Raw genomic sequence first — 14,019 nt, forward strand, 5'->3', positions numbered from 1 at the left:
CGCCGCGGCGCGTCATTGCAAGGAGTCGAGCATGACAGGTCTGACGATCGAATACGGCGTGCCGCCGGCACGCCGGCACGCGGCGCGTGCTGCGCCGCGTGCGGGTGCGAACGGCGTGGCGGGCCGGGCGGCGGCGGCGACGCGTCCGCCGTGTGCTTCACCTTCGGCACGGCCGGATGCGACGAAGGCGAAGCCGGGCGCGTGGCGCGTCACGGCGGCGATTGCGCTCGCGGTCACGGCGCTGCATGCGGGTGTCGCGCTGCTGGCCGCGCGCGTACCTGCCGCGCCGCCCGTGCAGCCGCCGCGACCGCTGCCGATGACGGTCGAACTGACGCGGCCGCCCGAACCGTTGCCGCAGACGGCGCACCCGCCGCCACCGGCGGTGCCGCCGAAGCCGCCGAAGCAGGCGCCGACCCCGCCGAAGCCGCGTGCTGCCGTCGCGCATCCGGCGCCGGTGCCGGCCGCCGCGCCGCAGGTCACCCGCGAGGCGGCCCCCGCGACGGCGGCGCCCGCCGTCGCCACGCAAGCCGCACCTGCTCTCGCGCCGGCTGCGCCTGCCGCGCCCGTGCGCGAAACCGCACCGGTCGGCGACGCGGCCTACCTGCGCAACCCGGCGCCCGACTATCCGGCGTTCGCGCAGGACCAGGGCTGGGAAGGGCGCGTCGTGCTGCGCGTGCACGTGCTCGCGAGCGGTTCGCCCGATTCCGTAGAGGTCCGCACGAGCAGCGGCCGCCGCATGCTCGACACCGCGGCGGTGGCCGCCGTGAAGCGCTGGACGTTCGTGCCCGCGAAGCGCGGCGACGAAGCGGTCGACGGCTGGGTCAACGTGCCGATCGATTTCAAGCTGGGCTGACCCGTCGGGCAGCCCGCCACATTTTCAAAGGAACTCACATCATGAACGGTATCCCGACCACCTTCATCGTCCAGGGCGCGCTCTGGCTGCTCGTCGTCTTCTCCGTCGTCACGTGGACGCTGATCGTCGTGAAGGCGATCCAGAGCCTGCGGGCGAGTGCGCGCAACCGACGTTACGTCGGCGCGTTCTGGGCCGCGAACAGCTTCCACGAGGCCGCCGCGCTCGACGGCGCGAACAGCCCGGTGGGCGAACTTGCCGCGACGGGCTTCGACGCGCTGCGACGCGCCGACGAGAGCAGCGCACACGATCTCGAACACAGCTGGAGCCGTCACGACCTGCTCGAACGGCATCTGCGGCAGCAGATCCACAACGCGCGCCGGCGCGAGGAGGCGGGGCTGGCGGTGCTCGCGTCGATTGGCAGCACCGCGCCGTTCGTCGGCCTGTTCGGCACCGTGTTCGGCATCATCCATGCGCTGACCGCGATCACGCACAGCGCGTCGGCGAGCATCGACGTCGTAGCCGGACCGATCGGCGAGGCGCTCGTCGCGACCGGGATCGGCATCGCGGTCGCCGTGCCGGCCGTGCTCGCGTACAACTTCTTCGTTCGTCGCGTGAAGGCCGCGTCGGCCGATCTCGATGCGTTCGCCACCGATTTCGTCACGCTCGCGCAGAAAGCCGGCTTCCGCGTGCCGCCCGCTGCCGCCGCACCCGCGCCGGCACGCCGTGCCGACGACACCCGCCGGGAGGTGTTCGCATAATGGCCTTCTCCTCTTCCTCCGACAACGACGACGTGCTCAGCGAAATCAACATCACGCCGCTCGTCGACGTGATGCTCGTGCTGCTCGTCGCCTTCATCGTCACGGCGCCGCTGCTCAACAACGCGGTGCACGTGAATCTGCCGAACACCGTCGCCACGGCGCCGGCCGATCGCAAGCCGAACGTCACCGTGAGCGTCGACGACAAGGGCGTCGTGTATCTCGACAAGCGGTCGGTCGCGCTGGCCGCGATGCCGGCCGAGCTGGCCGCGCTGAAGGCCGGCCGGCCCGACGTCGCGCTCGACCTGCAGGCCGACGAGCACGTGCCGTACGGCACCGTCGCGAAGCTGATGGCCGCGATCGAGCATGCGGGCATCACGCGGCTGTCGGTGCTGACCGCGCCGCGCGGCTGACGCGCGGTTCACGACTCTCTTGACGAACGCATCCATGAGCATCACGGCTTCCTCCAACGTCCAGTCGATCTGGTACACGCGCTGTCCGGTGCCGACGCCGCTCGGCATCGCCGCGCATCTCGGCTGGCTCGACAGCGAATTCGCCGGCGACGGCATCACCGTGCGCGCGCTGCAGGAAAGCCGGCACGCGGCGCTGCATCATGCGCACGTCGATCATTCGCTCGGCAACGCATTCCGGCAGGGCGGCAGCATTCCCGCGCTGTGGGCACGCGCGGCCGGCGCCGAGACGCGCGTGGTCGCCCTGACCTGGGTCGACGAGGCGCAGGCGATCGTCGCGCTGCCGGAAAGCGGCCTGAAGCGGCCGAAAGACCTGCGCGGGCGCCGCATCGGCCTGCCGCGCCGCGACGGCGAGCGCATCGACATATTTCGTGCGGCGGCGCTGCGCGGCTTCGTCAGCGCGCTGTCGCTCGACGGGCTCGGCCCCGCCGACGTCGAATGGATCGACGTGCCGGCGTCGAACCTGCGTGCGCCGGTGTCGACACCGGCGACGCGCGACGCGGCATTCAGTCATCCCGCGAGCCTGTCGAGCCGCCGGCTCTATGCGGCCGAAGCGGCCGCGCTCGTGCGCGGCGAAGTCGACGCGATCTACGTGAAGGGGTCGCTCGGACTCGAAACCGCGCACCTGATCGGCGCGCAGCCGGTCGTCGACATCGGCTTTCATCCCGATCCGCAGATCCGCATCAACAACGGGTCGCCGCGGCCGCTGACCGTCAATGCGTCGACGCTCGAACGCCATCCCGACATCGTCAGCCGCTTCCTCGCGCGCGTGACCGACGTCGAAGGCTGGGCGCGCGAGCACGAGCAGGAAGTGCTCGGCTATCTCGGCCGCGAGACGGGATCGGGCCATGACTGGCTGCGGCTCGCGTACGGCGCGGACGTGCACCGGCGGCTGCGCACGGATCTCGACGAAGCGTCGATCGCCGCGCTCGACGATTTCAAGCGATTCCTCGTCGAATGGCGATTCCTGCCAGCGGACTTCGACGTGCGTGCGTCGATTGACCGGCGCGCGCTCGACGGCATCGCGACGCTGTCTCGCGACTCCGCGCGGTGAGCGCGCCGGCACGCGTCGCCGACGCATGGCGGCGCGAGCGTTTCACCGGCGGTTTCATGCTGCTGGCGCTCGCGAGCGGCACGACGATCAGCATGGCGCAGCTCGCGACGACACTGTACGCGCTCGCGCTCGGCGTCGACAGCGCGCGGCTCGGCGTCATCGCGGCGATGGAGCCGCTCGGTATCGCGTTGATGACACTGCCGGCCGGGCTGCTCGTCGCGCGCTACGGCGCGCGGCGCGTGTACTTCGTCGCGAGCATGGGGCCGATGCTGCTCAATCTCGTCGTGCCGTTGACCGGCGCGTGGCCGCTGATCGCGCTCACGCAAGTGTTGATCGGGCTGTGCATCCCGTTCCGGATCGTGTCGATCAACGGCGTGTTCCTCGCGCGTCTCGCGCAGATCGGCTTCGCGCGCGCCGGCTGGTACCGCGCGGCGATGTCGGTCGGTACCGGCATGGTCGGACCGTGGCTCGCGAGCTGGCTGATCGGCACGCATGGCGCGGTCGCGACGTTCTGTGCGGCATCGGCGAGCTTCGCGGGCATGGCGCTGTTCAGCCGGACGCTGCTCGGCAACGCGGAGCCAACGGCACGCGGTGCGCAACCGGAACCCGGCGGCCTGCGTGCATTGCTGGCGCTCGCATGGCGTCGCGAAGTGCGCGAGCAGCTCGTGCTGGAAGCCGTGAACAGCGCGACACGTTCGCTCGTCGGCGCGTATACGGTGGTGCTGGCGATCCAGTCGCTCGGGCTGTCGCAAACGAAAGCCGTCGCGCTGCTGACGCTGCAGGGCGTCGTCGCGGTGATCGCGCTGTTCGGGCTCGGGCATGTCGCGCAGCGGATGACGGCGCGCCGTTGCCAGGCGCTCAGTCTTGCCGGTGGCGTGGCCGGGTTGCTCGCGCCGGGTCTTGCGCATGACGTATGGATCGTCGGTGCGGGTCTCGCCGCGCTGTGCGCCGGGTCGTCGCTGCTGCATCTCGTCAACATGCAGCGCCTCGGCCGTCTCCCGGCCGACAAGAGCCGGGTATCGAGCCTCTACAACCTCGCGTCGATGACGGGCGCGTTCTGCGGCCCGCTGGCCGGCAGTGCGCTCGTGCCGGTCGTCGGGTTGCCGGGCGTGTTTCTGTGCTGGCTGCCTGTCGTCGTGCTGGTCGCGTTCGCGTTACGCGTTTCGACGGGGCGACGCGACGCATCGCCGTCCGTGACTGCAAAGCTGTCCTGACGACCATCGGCTCGGGTGTTGCGGAATCCGCGCGGTGTTGCGTGACAAGCAGTTTGCTTCCCGCCACAGATGCGCATGCAGCAACACCTGCCCCCCAAGCATGCCGGAAGCCCCGTGCGACGGGCTTCTCGATGCTGGCATCCGAATTGCAACAGGTCACCCGTGCGTCGCGCACGCACGTGCGTTCAACCGATCAAACAGGATGACTCATCGATGTTCAGGAAAAAACTAATCGTCACCGCGCTGGGGGGACTGCTGACGGGTGCAGCCGTATCGTTGCCCGCGTGGGCGGAGGATGGCGCGGTGATGGCAGCGCCGGACGCGAAGCCGGCGCAACCGGGCGCGGACGATGCAGCCCCGGCCGCGGCGAAGGCAGCCCGTGCGACCCGCGGCACGGTAGCACGCGAAACGAATCTCGGCACGGTGACGGTGACCGCACGCCGGCGCAAGGAGAGCATCCAGGACGTGCCGGTCGCGGTGAGCGCGCTGAGCGGCGACACGATCAGGAACAACGAGTTGCGCGTGGTGAACGACGTCACGAAGTACGTGCCGAACTTTACCGGCCAGTCGACCGAAGGCCGCGAGCGGCCGCGCTGGTTCTTGCGCGGCGTCGGCAGCAACGATCCGTCGGACCTGTCGCTGAGCCCCATCGGCGTGTATTTCGACGATGTCTACATCAACAGCGTGTTCGGGCAAGGCTTCCCGCTGTTCGACCTTGATCGCATCGAAGTGTTGCGCGGCCCGCAGGGTACGTTGTGGGGCAAGAATACCGTCGGCGGCGCGCTCAGCATCACGTCGCAGAAGCCGACTTTCGACGTGAGCGGCTACGGCAAGATCGGGCTCGGCCAGTACAACAGCCGGCTCGCGGAAGCCGCGATCGGCGGCCCGATCGGCAAGAACGACGTGCTGGCCGCGCGCGTGTCGGTGTATCACGAGAACGCCGACAGCTTCTACACGAATACCGTGCAGCAAGGTCGCTTCGGCGGCTTCCACGACAATGCGGTGCGCTTCCAGGTGCTGGCTGTGCCGACCTCGGACACCGACTTCCTGTTCAACATTCACGGCCGCAACTACACGGGCGGCGGCAATGCGTGGCACGCGCAGGGCGCGGGGCCGGGCGGCGCGAACCAGTTCGGCTTCGTCGGGTCGAGCGATCCGTACACGGTGTCGCTCAATGCGCCGTCGAGCGATCACATCTCGACCTGGGGCACGTCGCTCACCGCGCACTGGCGCATCAACCCGGCGGTGACGCTGACGTCGATCACCGCGTTCGAAGGGCTGCACCGCTGGTACCAGGACGACGAGGACTATTCCGCGTTCGACGCCGCGCGTTCGCATGATCGCCTGTCGAGCCGCCAGTTCTCGCAGGAATTGCGCCTCGAGTCGCCGCAGAACGACCGGTTCAGCTGGCTCGTCGGCACCCACCTGTTCACCGAGCAACTGGCCGAGCAGGGCGCCGGCGGCGGCCTGCCGGGCTCGCCGTCGCCCGCGTTCTACCACCTGACCGACCTCACGCAGCACACGCAGAGCGCGGCGATTTTCGGCAGCGTGAAGTACCGGTTTACCGACCGCTTCAACGTGACCGGCGGGCTGCGTTACACGATCGAGCGCAAGAACATCAACCTGACCGGGCTGCAGGACACCGGCAACGTGACGTTCAGCAATCCGGGCAGCTGGTGGGATCCGTCGTCGGTGTCGTCGCCGCTGGCGGTCAGCGCGCGGCAGAACCAGACGAACACGTGGCGCGCGCCGACCTGGGACCTCACGCCCGAATATGCGCTCAGCAGCAACGTACGCGCGTATTTCCGCTATGCGCGCGGCTTCCGGTCGGGCGGCTACAACGGCAACGCGTATACGCAGAGCACGGTGTCGACCGTGTCGCCGGAGTACCTGACCGACTACGAGGTCGGCATCAAGAGCGAGTGGTTCGACAAGCGGCTGATCGTCAACGCGAGCGTGTTCCACTACGACTATCGCGACATCCAGGTGTTCGCGCTGGCGTCGAACCCGTTCGGCGGCCCGCCGGTGTCGACGCTGTCGAATGCGGGGCAGGGGCGCGCGGACGGCTTCGAACTGGAACTGAAGGCGCAGCCGGTCAACAGCCTCTACCTGTTCGCGAACCTCGGGATGCTGAACACGCGCTACACGGAGTTCCGCTATGTGCCGACCGCCGTCGGCAATTCGTTCGCGCGTTCGCCGCATACGACGATCAACGCGGGCTTCGACTATCGCGTGCCGGTGTCGTTCGGCACGCTGACGGCCGGCGGCGACGTGAACTACCGCAGCCGCGAGTACTTCAGCGCGACGCGGCAGACGATGCCGCAGCTCTGGCAGGGCGGCTACACGGTGCTGAACGCGCACGTGTCCTACACGACGCCGAACCAGAAGTACATCGTGACGGGCTATGTGACGAACCTGACCAACAAGGTCTACAAGAAGCTCGAGCTGCTGCCGTCGTATGGCGCGTATCCGGTGCTGTATGGCGATCCGCGCACGGTCGGGATCACGCTGACGGCGAAGATCTGACGGGCAGCACGAGCATGAGGCGCAGGCGGCGCGGCGGCGAGCCGCGTCCGCCGCGCGTCAGATCAGCAGCGACAGCGTCCCGAACAACGCGAGATCCGCCTTGCGCGCCGAGCGCGCATGCCGGCGGATCACGTGCAGCAGGCAGTCGATGAAGCAGCGCGCCGCGTCGCTGAGCGTGCTGCTGCGCCGCGTGACGATCCCGAGCTCGTCCGGCTCGAAGGTCTCTTTCAACGGCAGCACGCGCATCCGTTCGCCGAACTGCGGCACGGACGCGAGGATCGTCGGACACCAGGTGCACATGTCGGCCTGTTCGAGCATCGTCTGCAGCATCGACAGCGACTGCGCGCGCACGATGCGCCGCTCGTCGATCTGCGCGCCGTTGCGCGTGAACAGGGTGTCGACGAGCGCGGCCTGGCCGTCGGCCGTGGAATTCAGCACCCAGTCGTCGTCGAGCAGGTCGTGGATCGACCGCGCGCGCTCGCGCGGATGCCCGGCGCGCACCATGACCGACATGTCGTAGCGCAGCAGCGGCTCGAACGAGAATTCCTGCGCGCTGCCCGGCTGCATGTGCCTGAGCGCGAAATCCATGCTGCCGTCGCGCAGCAGCGGCTGGGCGACGGCCGCCAGCGCCTCGTAGAGTTCGAGCCGCACGTCGGGCATCCGTTCGCGAAAGCGCAGCACCGTTTCCGCGAGGAACGTCAGCGTCAGCCACGGCGTGACGCCGATGCTCAGCCGGCCCTCGACGCGGCCGCGCATGCGTTCGAGATCGCTCTGCGCGTGTTCGAGCTGCTTCAGCACGAGCTTCGCGTGCGTGAGCAGCGTTTTCCCGTATTCGGTGAAGCCGATTCCCTCCGGCGCGCGCACGAGCAGCGGCAGGCGTTCGCTGGCCTCCAGTTCGCGCAGCGCGCGCGTGACGGCCGCCTGCGACAGCCCGAGCGAGCGCGCCGCGCCGCGAATGCTCCCGGCCTCCGCGCTCGCGACGAGCGCCTGCAACTGATGAAGCTTGATCGTGCTCATGGTGCGATACCCGACAACGAAAGGTTGTCATCATAACGAAACCGCGGCTGTTCGCCGGGATTTTCGCTGCCTACGATGCGGCCACGATCGGTCATCCGGGCGATCGGAAACCATAGACGCATCGAGGAGAATCGGGGTTGGACCATCCATCTATCCAGCCGGAACTGGCTGCCATCGAGGCCGAGATGATCGCGCTGCGCCGTCGGCTGCATGCGCATCCGGAGCTGGGTTTCGACGAACATGCGACGAGCGGTCTGGTGGCCGACTGTCTGACAACGTGGGGTTATCGGGTGACGCGCGGGATCGGCGTCACGGGCGTGGTCGGCACGCTGGCGCGCGGCGTCGGCAAACGGCTCGGATTGCGCGCGGACATGGATGCGCTGCCGATCCACGAGACGACCGGGCTGCCGCACGCGAGCCGGCACGACGGCGTGATGCACGCGTGCGGTCACGACGGACATACGGCGATGCTGCTCGCGGCGGCGCGCTGCGTGGCCGAGCGCGCGCGCTTCACGGGCACGCTGAACGTGATTTTCCAGCCGGCCGAGGAAGGGCTCGGCGGCGCGAAGCGGATGCTCGACGACGGGCTGTTCGCGCGGTTTCCGTGCGACGCGGTGTTCGCGATGCACAACGTGCCGGGCCTGCCGGCCGGCGTGCTCGGCTTCTGCGACGGCCCCGCGATGGCGTCGGCCGACGAGGTGCGCGTGCGCGTGACGGGGCGCGGCGGCCATGGCGCGGCGCCGCACCTGACGGTCGATCCGGTGGTCGTGTGCGCGTCGATCGTGATGGCGCTGCAGAGCGTCGTGTCGCGCAACGTGAATCCGCAGGACCTGGCGATCGTCACGGCCGGCTCGATCCATGCGGGCACGGCGTCGAACGTGATCCCGGCGCATGCGGAACTCGCCCTCAGCGTGCGGGCGTTGTCGCCCGACGTGCGCGCGCTGCTCGAAACGCGCATCCGCGAGATCGTGCACGGGCAGGCCGCGAGCTACGGCGCGATGGCCGAGATCGACTATCGCCACGACTATCCGGTACTGGTCAACCACGCGGTGGAAACCGCGTTCGCGCGCGACGTCGCCCGCGAATGGGGCGGCGATGCCGCGCTGATCCCGCATCTGAAGCCGATCGCGGCGAGCGAGGATTTCGCGTTCATGCTCGAAGCGTGCCCCGGCAGCTATCTGTCGATCGGCAACGGCGACGGCGCGGCCGGCTGCGGGCTGCACAACCCGGGCTACGACTTCAACGACACCTGCCTCGCCACCGGCGCGAGCTACTGGATCGCACTGGCCGAGCGCTTTCTCGCGTAACGAGCCCGCACGATCCCGATCGACGATTCACACAACGAAGGAGACTGGCAATGAAGCAGTGGAAACGGATGGCGGCGCTCGCGATGGCGCTGGCGGCAGGGGCGGCGCATGCGGGCGACTGGGCAGGCAAGGAGATTCGCCTCGCGGTCGATCCGACTTATCCGCCGCTCGAATACAAGCTGCCCGACGGGACGCTGACGGGCTTCGGGATCGACATCACGAACGCGTTGTGTGCGGAGCTGCATGCGCGCTGCGTGTGGGTCGAGTCGAGTTTCGACGGGATGATTCCGGGGCTGCTCGCGCGCAAGTTCGACGTGATTGCGTCGTCGATGACGATCACGCCGAAGCGGCAGCAGCAGATCGCGTTCACGAACCGGATCTCGAATGCGCCGGCGCGCCTCGTCGCGCGCAAGGGGTCGCCGCTGCTGCCGACGGCCGACGCGCTGAAGGGCAAGCGCGTGGGCGTCGAGCAGGGTTCCGCGCAGGCCGACTACGCGGTCGCGAACTGGCAGCCGGCCGGCGTGCAGATCGTGTCGTACCAGAACCAGGACCAGGTCTATGCCGATCTCGTGACGGGCCGGCTCGACGCGGCGTTCCAGGCATCGATCGCGGCGAGCGACGGCTTCCTGAAGAAGCCGCAGGGCAAGGATTTCGCGTTCGTCGGCCCGGCGATCGACGACGTGAAGTATTTCGGGCAGGGCGACGGGCTCGGGCTGCGCAAGCAGGACGGCGACTTGCGCGAAGCCTTCAACCGCGCGCTCGCGACGATTCTCGCGAACGGCACGTACCAGCGCATCAACCGGAAGTATTTCGACTTCGACATCTACGGCGCGAAGTAACGAACGCGTCCGTCAGGCACGAGAAAGGGGGGGCGCGGCGAGCCGCGCGCCTGTAAAGGCAGTACCACGCATGCGCGAGCGGCGGACGATGACATTCCCGCCCGGCATGCGCAATCCTATCGATAAGGATCACAAAACAATGAACTGGAGATTGGTTTTCGTCGCGATTCCGGCGCTGTGCGCCGCGCCCGCTTTCGCGCAAGGCAGCGTCACGCTGTACGGCCTCGTCGACGCGGGCATCGACTATACGAACAACGTCGGCGGCCACAGCGCGTGGCAGATGGCGAGCGGCTTCGCACAGGGCAGCCGCTGGGGGCTGAAGGGCACCGAGGATCTGGGCGGCGGCTACAGCGCGCTGTTCCAGATCGAGAACGGCTTCAACGTGAACAGCGGCACGCTCGCGCAGGGCGGCCGCATGTTCGGGCGGCAGGCGTACGTCGGGCTCGGCAGCCAGCGTTTCGGCACGCTGACGCTCGGCCGGCAATACGATGCGGTGGTCGACTATCTCGCGCCGACGACCGCGAACGGCAGCTGGGGTGTCTATCCGTTCTCGCATCCGCTCGACAACGACAACACCGGCAACACGTTTCGCGTGAACAACACGGTGAAGTACGCGAGCCCGGATTTCGCCGGCTTCTCGTTCGGCGGCACGTACAGCTTCAGTAACGACACGGGCTTTGCGAACAACCGGCAGTGGAGCGTCGGCGCCCAGTACGAACAGGGCGGGTTGCTCGTCGGCGCGGCATTCCTGAATGCGGACAACCCGGGCGCGACGTCGGGCGGCGCGATCGCGGGGTCCGGATCGGTCGGCGCCGATGCCAACTTCGCGTCGGCGAGGCTGCGGATCTTCGGCGCGGGCATCAACTACACGGCCGGCCCCGCGACGGTCGGCTTCGCGTACACGAACAGCAACGTCACGCGGCCGGCCGCGAACGTCGGCTACCTGTTCGGTGACGAAACGATCGAGCCGGTGACGGGCCCGCTCGCGGGCGGCACGGTCAACGCGATCAAGTACCAGAACTTCGAGGTGAACGGCAAATACCAGTTCACGCCGGCATTGTTCGTCGGCGCGCAGTACGTGTACACGACGGTGCGCTACGACGCGACGACGGGCACCGCGAAACCGAAGACCCATTCGATCGGGCTGATGGCCGACTACAACCTGTCGAAGCGCACGGACGTCTACCTGATGGGCGCGTACCAGCGGATCGCGGGTGACGCGACGGGCTCGTCGCTGGATCAGGCGTACGTTCCCGGCGCGGTGGATCTGTCGTCGACGTCGAAGCAGTTGATGGTTCACGCGGGGATCCGTCACAAGTTCTGAGCGTACGACCATCGCGCGGCCGGCCGCCTGCGGCTCGACGACCCGCAGGCGATCGCCGACGCGGCCGCCGCCGGTGCGGGCCGCGCATCGCCCGGCCTGGCGCTCGCGGCCGCGGGCCTGTTTCCCGCGATGCGTGACCGATGCGAGCGAACGCGCGACGCCGTCGGTCGCGCGCATCTCACATATCGAGACGACGCCCCGGTCGTTGACGCGAAATTAACGCGGCTCCTAGACTGGCCCGGATGACGCTGCCGCGTGCGCGGCGGCCGTCCCGTCGCGCACGACGGGCGACACAAACCGGGAGACACGCCGATGACCGCCGACGCCCCGCAGTTGCACGCCGCGACGATGCGGCGCCTGAACCTGCGCCTGATTCCGTTCCTGATGCTGCTGTATCTCGTCGCGTACATCGACCGCTCGAACATCTCGGTCGCGGCGCTGCAGATGAACGCCGATCTCGGGCTGAGCGCCGAAATGTACGGGCTGGGCGCGGGGTTGTTCTACGTAACCTACATCCTGTTCGAGGTGCCGAGCAACCTGTTCCTCGCGCGCGTCGGCGCACGCCGCTGGATCGCGCGGATCATGATCACGTGGGGCGTCGTCGCGGCCGCGATGAGCGCCGTCCATACGCCAGGGCAACTCTATGCGATGCGCCTGCTGCTCGGCGCGGCGGAAGCGGGGTTCACGCCGGGCATCATCTACTACCTGTCCGCGTGGTATCCGCGGAGCGATCGGGCCCGCGCGATGTCGTTCTTCTATATCGGCGCGACGCTCGCGTCGGTGATCGGGCTGCCGCTGTCCGGCGCGTTGCTGAACCTGAACGGCGTGCTCGGCCTCGAGGGCTGGCGCTGGCTGTTCCTGCTCGAAGGCGTGCCCGCGCTGCTGCTCGGGTTCGTCGTGCTGCGCCGCCTGCCCGACACGCCCGCGCACGCGCGCTGGCTGCCGGCCGACGAGCGCGCGTGGCTCGAAGCGACGCTGCGCGACAGCGCGCCGCGCGAGCACCTGTCGCACGGCGTCGCGCTGCGGCGGGCGTTCGGCGACGGCAAGGTGTGGGCGCTCGCCGCGTTCTGGCTGCTGCAGGCGTTCGGCACGATCGGCCTCACGCTGTTCCTGCCGCTGCTCGTGAAGAGCCTGTCGGGGCAATCGAGTTTCGCGGTCGGCAGCCTGTCCGCGCTGCCGTTCCTGTTCGCGTGCGTCGCGATGTACGTGAACGGCCGGCATTCGGATCTCGGCGGCGAACGCGCGCTGCATCTCGGCGTGCCGATGCTGCTGGCCGGCGCGCTGCTGATCGCGGCGATCTATACGCCGATGCTGCCCGTCGCGTATGCGCTGCTCGTGCTCGCGGTCGGCTTCAACTGGGCGGCGACGCCCGTCTTCTGGGCCGTGACGACCGAATACGTGTCGGGTCTCACGGCCGCCGCGTCGATCGCGCTGATCAACGCGGTCGCGAACATCGCCGGGCTCGCGCTGCCGCCGGTGATGGGGCGAATCAAGGACGTCACGCATTCATACGACCTCGCGCTGCTGCTCGTCGCGGCCGCACTGCTGGCCGGCGGCGTGCTGGCGTTGCGGATCGCGTCGCGGCGCGCGATGCCGGTGGCGGCGGGGCGGGCCGGCTGAACGCCGCGCGCCGATCGCCGCGTGCGGCGCCGGCTTCGTGCGGCCAACGCACGGAGAATGTCGCCCGAGTCGGCGCTCGGCCGCAGTGTCGCGAACGGCTGATACTCGCCCGCGGCCGCGTGCGCGGCTTCACGACGTAATATCCGTTACGCACGTAGAATGGTCCGACGAAAGTGCGGATGCCGGAGGCGGTTGCACCGGAAGCGATTCTGCACGCCCTCCTTCACGTGAACGCACTCCGGGAGCACGCATGTCATCTCGCACCTATCTCGTCACCGGCGCATCGCGCGGCATCGGCCTCGCGGTCAGCGCCTTGCTCGCACGGCGCGGCCATCGCGTCATCGGCCTCGCCCGTCACACGCAGGGCATCGAATTCCCCGGCGAATTGCTCGCGTGCGATCTCGCCGACGTCGAACGCACGGCGGACACCCTTGCACGCATCGGCGAGCGGCACGACGTCGACGGCATCGTGAACAACGCCGGCATCGCGTTGCCGCAACCGCTCGGGCAGATCGACTTCCGGTCGCTGCAGGCCGTGTTCGATCTCAACGTGCGGGCCGCGATCCAGGTCACGCAGCACTTCGCGGAAGCGATGAAGGCGCGCGGCCACGGTCGCATCGTCAATATCTGCAGCCGCGCGATTTTCGGCAGTCTCGATCGCACCGCGTATTCCGCCGCGAAGAGCGCGCTCGTCGGCTGCACGCGCACGTGGGCGCTCGAACTCGCCGAGCATGGCGTGACCGTCAACGCGGTCGCGCCGGGGCCGGTCGAGACGGAACTGTTCCGGCAGACGCGGCCCGTCGGCAGCGAAGCCGAACGCAAGGTGCTCGCGACGATCCCGGCGCGCCGGCTCGGCACGACCGACGACGTGGCCGCCGCGATCGCGTTCTTCCTGTCGGACGAAGCCGGCTTCGTCACCGGGCAGGTGCTGGCCGTGGACGGCGGCGGCAGCCTCGGCGGGCGCGGCTGACCCGAAACCCCGCGGCGGCCGGTATCGGCGTGCACCGCAGGCGCGCATACGCGTGCGCTGATGGCGGCCA

The 14,019-nt window shown here is 69.0% G+C and carries 12 protein-coding genes; 11 read left to right on the forward strand and 1 reads right to left on the reverse strand.

Features of this window, described 5'->3' with window-relative positions:
• The first annotated feature begins 31 nt into the window (after window positions 1-31).
• From WJ16_RS21830 to WJ16_RS21855, 6 genes are all read left to right on the forward strand, one after another.
• On the forward strand, window positions 32-853 hold the full coding sequence (locus tag WJ16_RS21830) for an energy transducer TonB (protein ID WP_069259170.1): 822 nt from the start codon (window positions 32-34) through the stop codon (window positions 851-853).
• A 41-nt stretch (window positions 854-894) separates the two neighbouring features.
• Window positions 895-1,611 carry a MotA/TolQ/ExbB proton channel family protein gene (locus tag WJ16_RS21835; protein ID WP_069259171.1) on the forward strand — a complete coding sequence of 239 codons (717 nt, stop codon included), beginning with the start codon at window positions 895-897 and terminating at the stop codon, window positions 1,609-1,611.
• Window positions 1,611-2,021, forward strand: a complete 411-nt coding sequence (locus WJ16_RS21840; RefSeq protein ID WP_069259172.1) for an ExbD/TolR family protein — start codon at window positions 1,611-1,613, stop codon at window positions 2,019-2,021. Before WJ16_RS21835 ends, WJ16_RS21840 begins: the two co-directional genes overlap by 1 nt.
• A gap of 34 nt (window positions 2,022-2,055) precedes the next feature.
• Window positions 2,056-3,132, forward strand: coding sequence for an ABC transporter substrate-binding protein (locus tag WJ16_RS21845; RefSeq protein ID WP_084636101.1), 1,077 nt, complete (start codon window positions 2,056-2,058; stop codon window positions 3,130-3,132).
• A complete protein-coding gene (locus WJ16_RS21850; RefSeq protein WP_069259173.1) occupies window positions 3,129-4,346 on the forward strand; it encodes an MFS transporter in 1,218 nt (405 codons plus the stop codon). Before WJ16_RS21845 ends, WJ16_RS21850 begins: the two co-directional genes overlap by 4 nt.
• A gap of 213 nt (window positions 4,347-4,559) precedes the next feature.
• The gene (locus WJ16_RS21855; protein ID WP_069259174.1) at window positions 4,560-6,872 is read left to right on the forward strand and encodes a TonB-dependent receptor; all 2,313 of its coding nucleotides are present in this window, start codon (window positions 4,560-4,562) and stop codon (window positions 6,870-6,872) included.
• A gap of 57 nt (window positions 6,873-6,929) precedes the next feature.
• Here the strand turns inward: WJ16_RS21855 and WJ16_RS21860 are convergent, their stop codons facing one another.
• A complete protein-coding gene (locus tag WJ16_RS21860; protein WP_069259175.1) occupies window positions 6,930-7,889 on the reverse strand; it encodes a LysR substrate-binding domain-containing protein in 960 nt (319 codons plus the stop codon).
• Window positions 7,890-8,074: 185 nt separating this feature from the next.
• Between WJ16_RS21860 and WJ16_RS21865 the strand changes: the two genes are divergently transcribed.
• The 5 genes from WJ16_RS21865 to WJ16_RS21885 all read left to right on the forward strand — a co-directional run bounded on the left by WJ16_RS21865 (window position 8,075) and on the right by WJ16_RS21885 (window position 13,949).
• A complete protein-coding gene (locus WJ16_RS21865; protein ID WP_157126891.1) occupies window positions 8,075-9,196 on the forward strand; it encodes a M20 aminoacylase family protein in 1,122 nt (373 codons plus the stop codon).
• A 50-nt stretch (window positions 9,197-9,246) separates the two neighbouring features.
• Window positions 9,247-10,035, forward strand: a complete 789-nt coding sequence (locus WJ16_RS21870; protein WP_069259177.1) for an ABC transporter substrate-binding protein — start codon at window positions 9,247-9,249, stop codon at window positions 10,033-10,035.
• Between the two features lie 139 nt (window positions 10,036-10,174).
• Window positions 10,175-11,359 (forward strand): porin, encoded by a 1,185-nt coding sequence (locus WJ16_RS21875; RefSeq protein WP_069259178.1) that lies wholly within the window; start codon window positions 10,175-10,177, stop codon window positions 11,357-11,359.
• Between the two features lie 312 nt (window positions 11,360-11,671).
• Complete coding sequence (locus WJ16_RS21880) at window positions 11,672-12,979, forward strand: MFS transporter (RefSeq protein WP_069259179.1); 1,308 nt, start codon at window positions 11,672-11,674, stop codon at window positions 12,977-12,979.
• Window positions 12,980-13,229: 250 nt separating this feature from the next.
• On the forward strand, window positions 13,230-13,949 hold the full coding sequence (locus WJ16_RS21885) for an SDR family oxidoreductase (RefSeq protein WP_069259180.1): 720 nt from the start codon (window positions 13,230-13,232) through the stop codon (window positions 13,947-13,949).
• Window positions 13,950-14,019: the final 70 nt, after the last annotated feature.

This window comes from Burkholderia metallica (assembly GCF_001718555.1).
GTDB classification, from domain to species: domain Bacteria; phylum Pseudomonadota; class Gammaproteobacteria; order Burkholderiales; family Burkholderiaceae; genus Burkholderia; species Burkholderia metallica.